General features: G+C 68.4%; 15 protein-coding genes. 7 read left to right on the top strand and 8 right to left on the bottom strand.

Translation table 11 applies throughout. The features are described from left to right. Positions 1-3 precede the first annotated feature (3 nt). The 3 genes from ACUTR7_RS26040 to ACUTR7_RS26030 are packed head-to-tail and all read right to left on the bottom strand — an operon-like array spanning position 4 to position 1,708. A complete protein-coding gene (locus ACUTR7_RS26040; protein WP_012202489.1) occupies positions 4-405 on the bottom strand; it encodes a roadblock/LC7 domain-containing protein in 402 nt (133 codons plus the stop codon). Further along, the gene (locus ACUTR7_RS26035; RefSeq protein ID WP_013800311.1) at positions 402-965 is read right to left on the bottom strand and encodes a GTP-binding protein; all 564 of its coding nucleotides are present in this window, start codon (positions 963-965) and stop codon (positions 402-404) included. The genes ACUTR7_RS26040 and ACUTR7_RS26035 overlap by 4 nt, the downstream gene beginning before the upstream one ends. Further along, entirely contained in the window at positions 962-1,708 is a 747-nt protein-coding gene (locus ACUTR7_RS26030; protein WP_065347380.1) for a hypothetical protein, read from the bottom strand. Before ACUTR7_RS26030 ends, ACUTR7_RS26035 begins: the two co-directional genes overlap by 4 nt. A gap of 281 nt (positions 1,709-1,989) precedes the next feature. On the opposite strand from ACUTR7_RS26030, the gene ACUTR7_RS26025 reads away from it, so the two are divergent. The 4 genes from ACUTR7_RS26025 to ACUTR7_RS26010 all read left to right on the top strand — a co-directional run bounded on the left by ACUTR7_RS26025 (position 1,990) and on the right by ACUTR7_RS26010 (position 6,494). Further along, positions 1,990-4,059: an ATP-dependent helicase gene (locus tag ACUTR7_RS26025; protein WP_097204450.1), complete on the top strand. Its 2,070-nt coding sequence runs from the start codon at positions 1,990-1,992 to the stop codon at positions 4,057-4,059. Positions 4,060-4,076: 17 nt separating this feature from the next. Beyond that, positions 4,077-4,565, top strand: coding sequence for a hypothetical protein (locus ACUTR7_RS26020; protein WP_445610168.1), 489 nt, complete (start codon positions 4,077-4,079; stop codon positions 4,563-4,565). 88 nt (positions 4,566-4,653) lie between these two features. Then, positions 4,654-5,874, top strand: coding sequence for a phospholipase A (locus tag ACUTR7_RS26015; RefSeq protein ID WP_012202484.1), 1,221 nt, complete (start codon positions 4,654-4,656; stop codon positions 5,872-5,874). Positions 5,875-6,041: 167 nt separating this feature from the next. Further along, positions 6,042-6,494, top strand: a complete 453-nt coding sequence (locus ACUTR7_RS26010; RefSeq protein WP_012202483.1) for a hypothetical protein — start codon at positions 6,042-6,044, stop codon at positions 6,492-6,494. Positions 6,495-6,517: 23 nt separating this feature from the next. On the opposite strand, the gene ACUTR7_RS26005 is transcribed toward ACUTR7_RS26010, so the two are convergent. Continuing rightward, complete coding sequence (locus ACUTR7_RS26005) at positions 6,518-6,988, bottom strand: universal stress protein (RefSeq protein WP_034397960.1); 471 nt, start codon at positions 6,986-6,988, stop codon at positions 6,518-6,520. Positions 6,989-7,123: 135 nt separating this feature from the next. Between ACUTR7_RS26005 and tgt the strand changes: the two genes are divergently transcribed. Continuing rightward, positions 7,124-8,296 carry a tRNA guanosine(34) transglycosylase Tgt gene (tgt, locus tag ACUTR7_RS26000; protein ID WP_012202481.1) on the top strand — a complete coding sequence of 391 codons (1,173 nt, stop codon included), beginning with the start codon at positions 7,124-7,126 and terminating at the stop codon, positions 8,294-8,296. Between the two features lie 45 nt (positions 8,297-8,341). Here tgt and ACUTR7_RS25995 read toward each other — a convergent pair whose 3' ends face one another. Further along, a complete protein-coding gene (locus ACUTR7_RS25995) occupies positions 8,342-9,292 on the bottom strand; it encodes a LysR family transcriptional regulator (protein ID WP_445610167.1) in 951 nt (316 codons plus the stop codon). Positions 9,293-9,403: 111 nt separating this feature from the next. On the opposite strand from ACUTR7_RS25995, the gene ACUTR7_RS25990 reads away from it, so the two are divergent. Beyond that, the gene (locus ACUTR7_RS25990) at positions 9,404-10,534 is read left to right on the top strand and encodes an aryl-sulfate sulfotransferase (protein WP_445610166.1); all 1,131 of its coding nucleotides are present in this window, start codon (positions 9,404-9,406) and stop codon (positions 10,532-10,534) included. Then, on the top strand, positions 10,531-11,529 hold the full coding sequence (locus ACUTR7_RS25985) for a Bug family tripartite tricarboxylate transporter substrate binding protein (RefSeq protein ID WP_445610165.1): 999 nt from the start codon (positions 10,531-10,533) through the stop codon (positions 11,527-11,529). Before ACUTR7_RS25990 ends, ACUTR7_RS25985 begins: the two co-directional genes overlap by 4 nt. Positions 11,530-11,558: 29 nt before the next feature. Here the strand turns inward: ACUTR7_RS25985 and ACUTR7_RS25980 are convergent, their stop codons facing one another. The 3 genes from ACUTR7_RS25980 to ACUTR7_RS25970 all read right to left on the bottom strand — a co-directional run bounded on the left by ACUTR7_RS25980 (position 11,559) and on the right by ACUTR7_RS25970 (position 14,952). Beyond that, positions 11,559-12,329, bottom strand: coding sequence for a hypothetical protein (locus ACUTR7_RS25980; protein ID WP_445610164.1), 771 nt, complete (start codon positions 12,327-12,329; stop codon positions 11,559-11,561). A 120-nt stretch (positions 12,330-12,449) separates the two neighbouring features. Beyond that, positions 12,450-13,577 carry a diguanylate cyclase gene (locus tag ACUTR7_RS25975; RefSeq protein WP_445610163.1) on the bottom strand — a complete coding sequence of 376 codons (1,128 nt, stop codon included), beginning with the start codon at positions 13,575-13,577 and terminating at the stop codon, positions 12,450-12,452. Positions 13,578-13,737: 160 nt separating this feature from the next. Further along, positions 13,738-14,952, bottom strand: a complete 1,215-nt coding sequence (locus ACUTR7_RS25970; protein WP_445610162.1) for a GGDEF domain-containing protein — start codon at positions 14,950-14,952, stop codon at positions 13,738-13,740. Positions 14,953-15,022 lie beyond the last annotated feature (70 nt).

The following is a 15,022-nucleotide window of genomic DNA, read 5'->3' as shown; positions in this document are numbered from 1 at the left end:
GGATCAGGAACGGGACAGTTCGGAGGCCACTTCGCCCGCCGCCCACAGCGCGCGGCCCAGCAGGGCGCTTTGATCGACCACCATGCACAGGATGGCCGGCTGGTTGCCGGCCACTGCCTGAAAGAGAACGGTGCCCAGCTCGGTCTCGAAGGTCAGCCGCCGGCAGGACTTGTGGCCTATCTCGGTGGCCACGGCCCTGGCCATGGCCATGAGCGAGCCCGCCATGGCCGACAGGCGCTCCGTCGGCAGTTCGCTCCTGACCCGCAGGGAGGTGATCTCGAAGCCGTCAGGCGTGCACAGCAAGGCGATGTGCACGCCCTCCAGGGGCGCCACCACGCGGTGGAGCACATCGCTGCCAGCTTCGATCAGAGAGGGAGGAATCCGGGGAAGCGTTGGTGTCTTCATACCTGACTTTGCAAGGAAAGCAAGGAAACGAGCACCCCCAGCGCATCCAGCAACTGCTGCCGGTCACGGGGGTCCGCCTGGATGACAGGCACTATACCGTGACCTCTGTCCGCCAAGGCGCTGCTGAATGCTTCCTGCTGTTGCTCGCTGGCATCACGGCAACTGACCACCACCACCAGGGGCCCGGATTCCAGAGAGGCGATCTCGGCCAGGCACTGCGCCGCGTAGTCCGGTGCGCGGGCGTCGCAGACATCCACCATCAGCAGCACGCCCACCGAGGCATTGAGCACCCAGCGGCGCACGAAGTCGAAGCGTTCCTGCCCCGGGCTGCCCACCAGCTGCAGCCGCTCTCCACCGCCCAGGTCGATCTCGCCGAACTCGGCACCCACCGTGGTGAACTCCTTGGAATGGGAGGCCCGGTCCAGATTGGGCACATCCGCCGCCGCCATCAACGCGCCGCACAGGCTGCGCAGGGCCGTGGTCTTGCCTATGCCCATGGGGCCCACCAGGCTCACCCGTACCAACCCTGCAGCAGGCTGCGCGTTCATCCACAGGCTCATGCCACTCCTCCGCGCCGGATCCAGCCGGCCAGCTTCTGCACCCACTGGCGCGGCAGGCCGGCCACCGCGTCAGGCGCCTGTGCGCGGCTGCGGCGCAGCGGCGGGAGATCGTATTCGCGCGCGGGCCGCAGGCTGCACTCCAGCAGGCTGCGCAGCCGGGGATGGCGCAGCAGTTCGGCCACGGCGCGGGCCTGCATGCCGCTGTGCTCGCACAACAGGGCCACCTCCATGGGGCCACGGCACAGCATGGCCAGGGCACGCAGGCATTCGGAGTTGTTCCACGGCGCGGGCAGCGCCACCCAGGCCTTGAGCTGGAAGCGGTAGCGGCAGTCCACGCCCTGCTGCTGCAGATCGTCCAGCGCCCGCGCCAGCGTATGCGACGTCGCCACCTGCTGGCGCACCGTCCAGTCCATGAGGAAGACGGCCGCCCGGTCCAGCATGTCGATCAGGTCGGACAGCGTGAAATTCATGTCCAGATAGGTGGCCAGTCGCTGCTGCGTGCGCTCCAGGTGCTGTCCCTGAGGCACTCCACCCACGTAGACCACGCAGGGCATCCACCCTGCAGCCTCGGGCGCGGGCATGTTGCCATCGACGACCAGCACCTGGGCGCTGACCAGGGGCACCTGCCGCCAGCCGCGCAGCGACTTGCGGGACGCCACGGCGAACAATGCCTCGAAACGCTGCTTGAGCAGAGGAGACCACAGCTCGGCAGCCAGGCCGATCTCGTCTGTAGTGCGAGCCATCTTTGACACCTCACCGGATAGGAACTGAAATGGACAAACCAGATTCGCCCGTGACAGAACATCGGCGAAGACTGATATTTTGGATAGTTTTTACAAATTACTCACTTGATTTAATGTGAACTTTTCTATTTAGACCAACGCCGCCACAGTACGGACCAGAGTGGCCGCGAGATTTGTCGCCGAATTCCAAGGGTGCTTACACATGGCCTGATGGCCTCGATCCCCGAAGCGGTATGCTCCCGCTTCCCTCACTTTCACGCCTTTCCCCGCGCAACGCACCCATGTCCGCAGGACTCAATCTGGCCCAGCTCCAGGCCGTCCACTACACCGAAGGCCCCTGCCTGGTTCTGGCCGGCGCGGGCTCGGGCAAGACACGCGTGATCACGCACAAGATCGGGCGCCTGATCGAGATGGGCATGGCGCCGCGCCGCATCGCGGCCATCACCTTCACCAACAAGGCCGCAGCCGAAATGCGCGAGCGCGCGGCCGGCCTCATCGGCCGCCAGGCCAAGGACGTGCTGGTGTGCACCTTCCACGCCCTGGGCGTGCGCATGGTGCGCGAGGACGGCCATGTGCTGGGCCTCAAGCCCCAGTTCAGCATCCTGGATGCCGACGACGTGACGGGCATCCTCAAGGACTGCTCGGGCGGCACCACCGACCTGGCCACGGCGCGCCAGTGGCAGTGGACCATCAGCAACTGGAAGAACGCCGGCTGGGACAGCCGCAAGGCCCTGGCCATGGCCCAGGACGACAACGAGCGCAGCACGGCGCTGATCATGCAGCGCTACGAAGAGCGCCTGACCGCCTACCAGAGCGTGGATTTCGACGACCTGATCGGCATGCCCATGCGCCTGCTCAAGAACCACCTCGAGGTGCGCGAGAAATGGCAGCGCCTGCTGGGCCATGTGCTGGTGGACGAATACCAGGACACCAACGCCACGCAGTACGAGCTGCTCAAGATGCTGGTGGGCAGCCGCGCCCACTTCACCGCCGTGGGCGACGACGACCAGAGCATCTACGGCTGGCGCGGCGCCACGCTGGACAACCTCAAGAAGCTGCCGGTGGAGTTCCCGCAGCTCAAGGTGATCAAGCTGGAGCAGAACTACCGCTCCACCTCGGCCATCCTGCGCGCGGCCAACAACGTCATCCAGCCCAACCCCAAGCTCTATCCGAAGACGCTGTTCTCGGAGCTGGGCGAAGGCGAGCCCGTGCGCATCGTGGACTGCGACACCGAGGAGCACGAGGCCGAGCGCGCCGTCGCCCGCATCCAGAGCCTGCGCGCGGCCAGCAACCCGCCGCCGGACTGGAAGGATTTCGCCATCCTCTACCGAGCCAACCACCAGGCCAAGCCCTTCGAGAAGGCCTTGCGCAAGGCCAGCATTCCCTACAAGGTCTCGGGCGGCACCAGCTTCTTCGACCGCGCCGAGATCAAGGACCTGTGCGCCTGGTTCCGGCTGTGGATCAACAACGACGACGACCCCGCCTTCCTGCGCGCCATCGGCACGCCCAGGCGCGGCATAGGCCACACCACGCTGGGCAAGCTGGGCGAGTTTTCCTCGCAGCACAAGCTCAGCATGTTCGGCGCCCTGTTCGCGCACATGCTGGAAGCGGCCCTGCCCAAGAAGGCGCATGACAGCCTGCTGGAGTTCGGCCGCTACATCAACGACCTCGAATACCGCGCCCGCCACACGCTGGGCGCCGAGCAGTCGCGCGGCTTCATGCTCGACTGGCTCAAGGAGATCGGCTACGAGCAGTACCTCTACGACAGCGAGGACAGCGAATCGGTCGCCGCCGCGCGCTGGAGCAACGTGCTGGAGTTCTGCGACTGGATGTCCCAGCGCGCCGGCGGCCAGATCGAGGATGCGGCGGGCACGACCACGCACACCGAGGTCAAGAGCCTGCTGGAAGTGGCGCGCAACATCGCCCTGCTGTCCACCATCAGCGAGCGCGAGAAGGAGCAGGACATGGTCATCCTGTCCACCCTGCATGCCTCCAAGGGCCTGGAATGGCCGCATGTGATGCTGGTCGGCGTGACCGAAGGCATGCTGCCCTTCAAGCTCGACGACGACAACGGCCGCCAGCAGAAAGTCAGCGACGAAACCGCCCAGCGCCTGCAGGAAGAGCGCCGCCTCATGTACGTGGGCATCACGCGCGCCCGGCGCTCGCTGGCCGTGAGCTGGACCAAGCGCCGCAAGAAGGGGCGCGAGATGGTCTCCACCCTGCCCAGCCGCTTCATCAAGGAAATGGGCCTGGACGCCGCCACCTCGCGCGAGGACCCGCGCGAGAAGCTGCGCCAGCTGCGTGCAGAGTTCGCCCTCAAGGCGCAGCAGTCCACGCCCGCCGACTCCTGATTCCAGAAAGACACCGCATGCGTTTTTACCGCCCCGTTCTCAGCCTGGCGCTGGTGGCCGTGACCACCGCCTGCTCCAGCACGGACCTGCAGACCACCACCCGGCCCATCCTCCAGGCCGCGCCCAAGGCCGCCCGCGCTGCCACCGCCCTGCCACACGCCCCATGCCCCGGCGACGAGGAGATGAAGGACAGCCAGCTGCAGGGCGAATGGACGGGAACCGTCGAAGGCCAGTCCCAGCCCGTGCGCCTGCAGCTGGGGCCGCACCCCCAGTGGAAGGGCAACGTCAAGGGCACGATCGCGCGCGGCGCAGACACCCGCCCCATGGTCGGCGACGTGGCCGATGACCACATCACGCTGGAAGAAAGCGCCGACGGCAAGCGCATCACCGCCACCTGGCTGGGCGATGTCGTCGAAGGCAGCTGCGCCCGCGAGATCCGCGGCAACTTCATCGAAGGCGACGATGCGGCGCCCCGGCCCTTCGTGCTGCGCAAGCTCGCGCCGTGACCGCCCCCCGAGCCTGCACACGAGCCCCCTGCTCCCTCTTCACTCATTACCCCTTACTCTTCGCTCCTTCCATCACCGGACCCAAGCCATGACGACTCCTACACACCTGGATCGCCGCAAGCGCCCAAGCCGCACGCCGACACCCCTGCAGTGGGCCCTGGCCATGGGACTGGGCGCCACGCCCTGGCTCGGCGCCCAGGCGCAGACCGCGCCCCGCCCCCTGTCCGAGGACGCCTGGCGCCAGTGCGCCGCCACCACGGACAACCAGTCTCGCCTGGCCTGCTTCGACACCTGGGCCCAGCAGCAGCAGCCGCTGACCGCGCCGCCGGCCACAGGCTGGAGTGCTCCGGCCGCCAGCGCCGCAGCCGATCCTGGCGCCCTGCCCACGCCCGCCCCCGTGGTGACGGCCGACAGCGGCCAGGGCCTGGCGCTGCCCACCACTCCCACCAACGGCGGCTGCCGCGACCCGCGCTACAGCGAGCTGTCGCGCTACTTCGAGCTGGAACCGGGCAGCGACTGCGGCACCTTCAGCTTCCGCGGCTACCGGCCCATGTCCGTGTCCGTGGTGACGGCCGACCATGTCAACCGGCAGCCCACCACGCCCGGCAAGGACCCTGCGCAGTCGCAGCCCTACAAGACCGAGGAAATGCGCGTGCAGCTGTCCGTGCGCACCAAGGTCGCCCAGGGCCTGCTGACCAGCAGCACCTCGGCGGGCAAGGACTCGCTGTGGGTCGGCTACACCCAGCAGTCGTACTGGCAGCTGTTCAGCCCCGCCATCTCGCGGCCCTTCCGCAACACGGACCACGAGCCCGAGATCTTCTACGTCTACCCCACCGATGCCAGGCTGCCCTTCGGCTGGCGCTGGCGCTACAGCGGCGTGGGCCTGGTGCACCAGTCCAACGGCCAGAGCGATCCGCTGTCGCGCAGCTGGAACCGCTGGTATCTGATGACCGGCTTCGAGCTGGACAACCGCTGGCAGCTGCACGCCAAGGCCTGGCAGCGCATCCGCGAAAGCGCCGAGCACGACGACAACCCGCGCATCCAGGACTACATAGGCCGGGGCGAGGTGAAACTGGGCTGGAACGTCAATGCGCAGAACTATCTGGGCTTCACTGCGCGCGGCTCGCTGGGCCAGGGCCGTGGCTCCGGCCGCGTCGAATGGCTGCGCACCCTAGGCGAAGGATGGAACGGTGGCAAGAGCAATTTGCGCCTGCATGTCCAGCTTTTCAGCGGATACGGTGACAGCCTGATCGATTACAACTACAAGCGCACCGTGCTCAGCGTGGGCTTCAGTCTTCTGGACTTCTAGAAGACCGGCCCTCGCCGGGTACGCTTTGCCGCTTGCCCTTCGCGGGGAAGCCCCGTCCCGCTGGCTGCATTGCCAGCGGCCGGGGCCATGCGTCAGAATGCGCCGATGCCCCGGGCCTTTTCAGGCAGGCCCGGAACCCGCCCCAGAACGAACCGCGGAGGTCCGCCATGGATTTGCAATACCAGCTCAAGGCCGGCAGTTACTGCCTGTACGACATGCGCGAGACGCCCAGTGCCATCACGGGCGAGCGCCGCTGCCGGCTCAGGACCGAGCTGGTGGCCATTGCCTTCGACCTGGTCACGGGCCAGGTCCATGAGCATGGCTCGCCCACGCGCATCCATGCCTGGGCCCTTTGCACGCGCAGGCGGCTGCGCGCGGCCGGCGACTGGGACCAGGCCGACAGCATCGTCGTGGTCTCCGGACCCCTGCCGGTGGATGAGATCAACAAATGCCTGGGCATACGCGGCTACTGCCGCCGCATGTTCCAGCGCCTGGCCAGCCTGCCGCACGGCAAGCTGCAACCCCACGCGCATGCGCACGCTCATGGTGCCTACGGAGCTTACGGCGCCCATGCAGGCCGGCACCAGTCCCACCAGGGCCAGCAACGGCGGGCCGCCTGAAAGCCCGCGCGCACCCGCCCCCCTCACTCGGGACCCAGGTCCTCTTCCCCTTCTTCATCGTGCGGCTCGGCATGCTTGACGATGGTCACGGGCAGCCGGCTGTTGCGTGCCACCTCGCGCGAGACCGAGCCGATCAGCACGCGCCGCAGGCCGCCCTGGCCCAGTGCGCCGATGATGATCTGCTCGCAGCCCGTGCTCTCGGCAATGTCGGCCAGCGCGGCGGCGGGCTCGCCCAGGCCGATCTCCACCTCGTAGGAAATGCCGGCCGCCCGCACCAGGGCCACGGCCGGCGCCACCAGATGCATGCCGGCATCCACGCTGGCGGCGGCAATCATGTCCGAGTCCTGAGTGGCCAGCTCGAACAGCGAGGCTTCCTGCTGCACATGGGCCAGCACGAAATGCGCCTGCAGGCCCTGGCGCACCAGGGAGATGGCGTGGTGCACGGCATCCAGCGAGGGCTCGGACCCATCGACGGCAATCATGATCTTCAGCATGCGGACCTCCTTTTTTGTAGCTGGCGAATCGCAACCACCCCAGTGTAGACGCGGGCCGGCTAAGCCAGACGGGCTCCGGGGGCAGTCCCGGCGCGTCCGACACGCACATGCGGCCATCTGGGACAATGGAGGGCTATGCTGCAATTCGACCTGCTCAAGACCGATCCCTCCAGCCACGCGCGCCGCGGCCAGCTCACGCTCAACCACGGCGTGGTGCAGACACCCATCTTCATGCCCGTGGGCACCTATGGCACCGTCAAGGGCGTGATGCCGCGCAGCCTGCAGGAGATGGGCGCGCAGATCATCCTGGGCAACACCTTCCACCTGTGGATGCGCCCGGGGCTGGACATCATGCAGAGCTTCGGCGGCCTGCACGGCTTCGAGAAGTGGGACAAGCCCATCCTCACCGACTCGGGCGGATTCCAGGTCTGGAGCCTGGGCGCCATGCGCAAGATCACCGAGGAAGGCGTGCACTTCGCCAGCCCGGTCAACGGCGACAAGCTGTTCATGTCGCCCGAAGTCAGCATGCAGATCCAGACCGTGCTGAACTCGGACATCGTCATGCAGCTGGACGAATGCACGCCCTACGAGACCAACGGCCACAAGACCACCGAGGCCGAGGCACGCAAGAGCATGGAGATGAGCCGCCGCTGGGCCAAGCGCTCCAGCGACGAGTTCCAGCGCCTGGGCAACCCCAATGCGCTGTTCGGCATCGTGCAGGGCGGCATGTACGAGAACCTGCGCGAGGAATCGCTGCAGGCCCTGGTCGAGATGGACTTCCCCGGCTACGCCGTGGGCGGCGTCTCGGTGGGCGAGCCCAAGGACGAGATGCTGGCCATCATGGCCCACACGCCCCACCGCCTGCCTGCCCACAAGCCGCGCTACCTGATGGGCGTGGGCACGCCCGAGGACCTGGTGCAGGGCGTGGCCGACGGCGTGGACATGTTCGACTGCGTCATGCCCACGCGCAATGCGCGCAACGGCACCATCTTCACGCGCTATGGCGACCTGAAGATCCGCAACGCACGCCACAAGACCGACCACCAGCCGCTGGACCCCAGCTGCACCTGCCATGCCTGCGCAGGCACCAGCGGCGTGAGCTGGGAGCAAGGCGGGCGCGACGGCTTCTCGCGCGCCTACCTGCACCACCTGGACCGCTGCGGCGAGATGCTGGGCCCCATGCTCACCACCATCCACAACCTGCACTACTACCTGAACCTGATGCAGGAAGTGCGCAATGCGCTGGAGGCGGGCAACTTCACTGAAATGCGCGCACGCTTCAAGGCCGAGCGCGCCCGGGGCGTCTGACGCCCCGCAGCCGATCGTTCAGGTCACTCAGGTGGCCAGGGTCGCTCAGGTCGCCAAGTCCTTGAGCGACCAGGACACGCCGGTCTCGAAGCCGGCGCGCATCTCGTCGGCCACGCGCTCCAGCTCGTCCAGAAACAGCCGCATGGCGGCTGCCTTGGTGTAGCCGATGCGCTGGTACAGGCAGCCGGGCAACTGCGCACCGGCGTCGTGCAGGGGCCGCCAGAGCAGGCGGCCGGCCGCCACATCCTCGGCCACGTTGTCGGGCACCAGGAATCCCAGGGCCGTGCTGCCGGCCACCAGGCGCCGCACCATGGGCACGGAGCTGGTCTCCACCAGCGGCCGCTGCTGGTGCAGGGCCGCGCTGTCCATCTGCTCCAGCATGCTGCGCAACTCCATGCCCAGCGCCATCAGGATCAGCGGATAGTCCACGCAATCGCGCAGGCGCAGCAGGCGCGGCTCGGTGGCCAGCGGATGGCCGGGGGCCATCACCGCGCCCAACGGCTGGGGCCAGGCGCGCACCTCCTGCACGCCGGGCGGCGGCGGGCGGCGCAGGCAATAGGCCACATCGATCTCTCCCTGCGCCACGCCGCGCAGCAGCTCCTCGCCCGTGCCCGAACGCACGCTGAAGGTGATGCCCGGATAGCGCCCGTGCAGGCTGGCGATCACCAGGGGCAGCAGGTACTCGGCCGTGGCATGGGACACGCCCACGCGCACATGGCCCCGGCGCAGGGCGCGCAGGTCCTCCACCTGGGCGAGCGCGTTGTCGAAGTCACGCTGGCTGCGCCGCACGGCCGCCAGCATCAGCTCCCCGGCCGTTGTCAGTTGCATGCCGCGCGGCAGGCGGTCGAACAGCGGCACGCCGACCTGGGCCTCCAGATTGAGGATTTGCTGGTTCACGGCGGCCGCCGTCAGGTGCAGCGTGACGGCGGCCTTGCGCACCGAGCCACGGCGCGCCACCTCGTCAAAACAGCGAAAGGCCTGGGAGATTGCGGGCATGGCGCGGAGTGTAAATTTTTATCTGACACCTCATCCAAAACAAACAGCTATTCCTGACGCTTGCGACTGCCTAGAGTGGCGCTCATTCTCGGCCTTCTTTGAAAGCAGCCCATGGCAAGCACCGTAGACCAAGTCACCCAGCGCCGCCGCGGCGTCGGACTCATCGCCCACGACCCCGCCCTCTCGGCCGGCGGCTACACCCTGATCGCGCCGCAGACGGCCAACGGCCATATCTACCTGGTGGACATCGAAGGCCGCGTGGCCCATGAATGGAAGCTGCCCGTGCGCGCGGGCCGGCACGCCGTGATCCTGCCCAACGGCAACCTGGGCTACAACGGCAACCACCCCCGCTCGCCCGATCGCTATGCGCCGTGGTCCATGTGGCACGGCGGCGATTTCTACGAGGTCACGCCGCAGGGCGAGATCGTCTGGCGCCACGAGGACCCGGACCACCACCATGACGCGCAGTGGCTGCCCAACGGCCATCTGCTCTATGCCGCCTGCGCGCCCGTGCCTGCGGGCTTTGCCGAACGCGTGCCCGGCGGCACCGCGCATGGGCCCGGCGAGGTGATGTACGGCGACGTGATCCGCGAAGTGGACCGCAGCGGCCGCTTGGTCTGGGAATGGAAGGCCTGGGAGCACCTGGCGCCCCAGGACTTCCCCATCCACCCGGGCTTCGGCCGCTACCACTGGCCGCTGGTCAACGGGCTGGGCGTGAGGGCCGACGGCAGCGTGCTCATGAGCCTGCGCACCACCTCCGGCATCATTGCCGTGGACAAGGCCAGCGGCGCGGTGACGCTGCACATTCCACCCTCGGTGGTCTCGCACCAGCATGCGCCCGTGGCGCTGGACAACGGCCACATCCTGGCCTTCGACAACGGCAACTTCCGCGAAGGCGCCCATGTGGCCTTCTCGCGCGTGGTGGAGATCGATCCTGCCGACCACCGCGTGGTCTGGAGCTACCAGGACGAGATGGTCAACGCCTTCTACACCGCCTTCATGGGCAATGCCCAGCGCCTGTGGAACGGCAACACCCACATCACCGAATCGGCCACGGGCCGGCTCTTCGAGGTCACGCCTGCGGGGGAGGTGGTCTGGGAATACATCCTGCCCTGGTTCGCCGAGTACCCCGATGCCGCAGCGCGCCGCACCGGCCCCGGACGGCTCAACAGCGTGTTCCAGACCTGGCGCTACCACGCGGACCAGCTGCCCTGGCTGGGTGCCGCCGGGAGGCTGTCATGAGCCTCAACCGCAGGCAACTGGCGGCCTGGATGCTGGGCGCGCCCTGGCTGTCACCGGCAGCCCGTGCGTCCACGGCTGGGGCCGACGCCTGGCCCAGCCAGCCGCTGACCGTGGTCGTGCCCTTTTCGCCGGGCGGCAGCGTGGACGTGGCCGCGCGCCTGGTCATGCCGCGCCTGGCGGAGCGGCTGCGCCAGCCCGTGGTCATAGAAAACACCGTGGGCGCCTCGGGCACCATCGCCACCCAGCGGGTGATCAAGGCCAGGCCGGACGGTCATACCGCGCTGTTCGGCGTGGCCAGCTGCGTGCTCATTGCGCCGCTGGTGTCGCCAGAGCGCTTCCGGTATGACGGCCTCAAGGAACTGCTGCCCGTGGCGCCCGTGGCCTCTTCGGCCTTCGTGCTGGCAGGCCGCCCCGACCTGCCTGCTACCACGGCGGCCGAGCTCGTGCAGCTGTCGCGCCAGCAGCCGGGCCGGCTGACCGTGGGCACCGATGGCGTGGGCACCAGCCTGCACCTGACCGCAGAAATGCTCCAGCAGCAGGCCGGCCTGTCTTGGACGCATGTGCCCTACAAATCCGGCCCGCAGGCGCTGACCGAGCTGGCGGGCGGGCAGATCGACCTGGCCGTGCTGCCCGTGGCCCTGGTCCAGTCCTTCGTGCGCGAAGGCAAGCTGCGCGGCCTGGGCGTGACCTCGCGCCAGCGCGCCGCCACCTTGCCGCAGACACCCAGCCTGCAGGAAACGCCGGTCTGGCAGTCCTTTGATGTCGAGGCCTGGCAGGGCCTGCTGCTGCCGGCCCGCACCGACGCCCGCATTGCCGAGCGCCTGGCCCGCGAGACCGCCGCCGTGCTGGCCGAGCCGGATCTGGTGCGCAAGCTCGCCGACGCCGGCTTCAAGTCCATGGCCATGGAGCAAGCCCAGTTCATTGCCCACCTGGAGCGGGAGAGAAAGCTGCTGGAGGCCACGGTGCATGCCGCCCGCATCCACGGAGCGGGCTGATGCGGCCAGGGTAGCCTCGGTGCCAGGCCCTACTGCATGGCGCCGGGCGCGGCAAACGAGAAGCTGGCCATCTGCACCAGGGCCCGGCCCCGGGTCAACAGGTAGGAATGCGCAGGGGACTGCGCGCGTGGCTGCAGCCTGAAGAAGGATTTGCCGCCACAGCACTGGCCCACCATCTCGAACTCCGCGCCCTCCAGCCGGCAGCCCACCTGCAGGCCGGGCGCAGGCTCATGGGTGATGGCGGACAGCTGCGACAGGCGCAGCAGCGCATCGGGCTCGGGCAGCACGGTGCTTTGGGCACTGCCATCGGCATGCTCCACATGCACGGACCGGCCCGCCAGCGCATTGCGCGGATAGACGATCTCCAGCCCCGCGCATCCACCGCGCAGGCCGCGCTGCAGGCCTCCCTCCATGCCATCCAGGGCGCGCGCCCAGGCCGTGAAGCCCAGCCCGCGCGCCGACCCCGCGATGCGCACGCGCCATGCCAGGCGCAGGGCACCACAGTCCACCGCGGTTTCGTAGAGGACCTCGAAGCGGTCGTCTTTCTCGCGCAGGCTCAGTTCGCCGCTGCCATGCACGCAGCGGTCTCCTTGTTCATCACGCACCGCAAAGGCCACGGAGCGCAGGATCTCCAGGCTGCCGTAGCGGACGCTGCGCAGGCAGCCATCGGCCAGTTCAGCACTGAGCGGCCCGGCCTGCAGCTGGCGGGGCCTGGACGACAAACGCCCTTCCCAGCCCGCAATGTCTACGGCCATGTTCCCGGCGATGTTGCCGGCGGTTTCAGCGATCCATTGATTCATATGCACATCCCAGCCCGTCCTGGACAGGGTGCCGATGCTATGGACGATCCGTGCGAATGAATAACGATGTTTTCTGGCACTCGTCGTGAGCTGCACTCACAAGCCACACGCCACAAGCAGTCAGACAGGCGTTGCGCTGGGGGCCGGCCGGGCCTGCTGCGGCTCCAGCACGGTGCAGTTGCGGCCCTGGGCCTTGCCACGGTAAAGCGCCGCATCGGCACGTGCAATGGTCGCCTCCACTGACTCGCCCGCGCGGTACTGCGCGGCGCCCAGCGTGCAGGTGACGCGGGCGCCCTCGCCCAGGGTCTGCGTCCACGGGGCTTCGGCAATGCGCAGGCGCAGGCGCTCCAGCAGTTCGCCGGCCTGGGCCAGGTCGGTGTCGGGCAGCACCAGCAGGAATTCCTCACCGCCATAGCGGCCCACGCCATCGGCACTGCGCAGCTGCGACTTCAGCAGCGCGCCGAAAGCGCGCAACACGCGGTCGCCGCCTTCATGGCCAAAGCTGTCGTTGATGCGCTTGAAGTGATCTATGTCCAGCAACGCCACGCACAGTACCTCGCCACGGTCCTGGGCGGCGGTGCGCACTTCGTGCAGCCGCTCCATCACGCCGCGCCGATTGCTGACGCCGGTCAGGTCGTCATGGCGCAGCAAGGCCTCGATCTGCGCCAGCGCAGCGGCCAGCTTGTCATTGGCGATGCCCAGCCGGTACTGCATGCTGCGAAAGAAAGTGGCCTGCACGCTGCAGCGCACCACGGCCCCGAGCACCACGCCGAAGGCCAGCAACTGGCCTGCAGCCGTGTCCGTGGTCATGCGCATCAGCGGCCCCCGCCAGAGAATGATGGCCGCCACGGCGATGAGCGTGCCTATCCAGGTCAGCCAGAAGCTGGTGCGGCTGCGCGCCAGGAAACCGTCGGCGCTGAAGGCGATCAGCATCACCATGGACTGGAACGCCAGCGCAGGGGCGGCCATGACCATGCCCAGCACGCCGATGATGGACACCAGCTGGTGCGTGAGGAACATGCCCGGATCGCGCAGCCTGTGGCACCAGTCGCTGGCATAGGCCCAGGTGATGAAGCCCATGCCCGCCGCCACCCACAGGCCATAGCCCAGCACCACGGCCCAGGGCGCATAGCCGGCCCAGGCATGGCCCAGAAACAGCAGCAGCGCATAGATATGGCTGACCAGCACGGAGATGTGCAGTTGCCAGGTGCGGCGCTTCCAGCGCTCCAGGTGCAGCGCCTCGTCCACCAACGGCGACGCCGGCTTCGGCCCCCACAGGAGACGGTCCGGGAAATTCCGAGAAATGGAGGAAAGCACGGGCATGCGAAGAAGCGCGGTGGGCCGGCGGCCCTCATGGGCGCCCATTGTGACCGCATCCGGGAAATCCCGGAGATTGCATCCTTCTCGCCTAGGAGGTGCGTGGCGGCCGCACGTCCTCGGCCACCACGATCTGGTTGCGCCCGCAGGCGCGGCCATGCGCGAGGGCCGCTTCGGCACGCTGCACCAGCCGCTCCGAGGTTTCGCCCGCCTGGAACTCCGCCACGGCCAGGGTCAGGGTCAGCGGGTCCTTGTCGGGGTCGGGGATGGGCTTTTCGCTCCAGTGCTGCTGGCGCACGCCCTCGCGCACGCGCTGCAGCGCCCAGACGGCCTGGACGGAGGCGGTATCCGGCATCACCAGCATGAAGGTGTCATCGCGGTAGCGGCCTATGCCGTCCACCGTGCGCAGATGGGTGACCAGCAGGCCGCTGAGCATGAGCAGCACCCGGTCCTGCAGCGATGGTCCCTTGTGCGGCGGGTGCACGCCCGCACGCTCCACCCAGGGGTCCAGCTCCAGCAGCACCACGCAAAACGGTTCGGGCTTGCGCGCATGGCGCTCGCGCAGGCCATCGACGGCATCCATCAATCGCGAGTAATTGGCCACGCCGGTCAGCGTGTCGCGCCCCGTGGGCAATTGCAGCGAGCCCACGCGGGTCTGCAGCTGCTGCACATCGTCGGCCAGCTGGCCGCAGTAGCTGGACAGCTGCGCCAGTTCCTCGGTGTACTGGCGCTGCATGCGGCTCAGTGCCTGCCACAGGGCCAGCGCATGCACGGCCAGCGGCAGCAGCACGCTGGCCAGCCACAGAATGCGCACGGCGACCGAGCCCGGTGCCATCTGCGGCATGGGCCTGGCCACCACCACGGCGCAGAGCATGGCCAGCATGGCGCACAGCAGCACGATCTGGCCTGCGGGCAGATGCAGCGCCTGCTCGAGCTCGCCATCCCAGGGCAGCCAGGCGATGGCGGCCAGCCACAGCAGGGCAGAGGCCCAGACCAGCGAGGGCTGCCAGGCCGCCAGCAGCAAGGCCATCGTGGCCTGTATCCAGCCGTGGCCGCGCAGCGTCCGGGTCAGCGGCAGGCCGGCTGCATGGCAGCGCCAGACCCAGGCCATGCCGGCCAGGGCCGAAAGCGCGGCGTAGGCCGCCCAGGCTTTCCATGAAGAAGGGCCGGCCAGCACATGGCCGGCCAGCAGGGCAGCCCCCACGGCCCAGGCCGCCAGGGGAAGAAGATGGGCGGACGCGCCGGCCGGTGGGTGGGCGGGCTGCGCTGGCGTGTGTTGTGGGGGATACGGCAGCTGGCGTGACATGGCATCCTCGCTGAAGACATCTGCGCCCCGGCCGAGCGCGCAAGCCATGGTGTACCACAACCCCGCGCAG

Source organism: Delftia sp. NA_296.1 (assembly GCF_052692095.1).
Note: the sequence above shows the minus strand (reverse complement) of the source record. Positions and strands in the feature narration are given on the sequence as shown.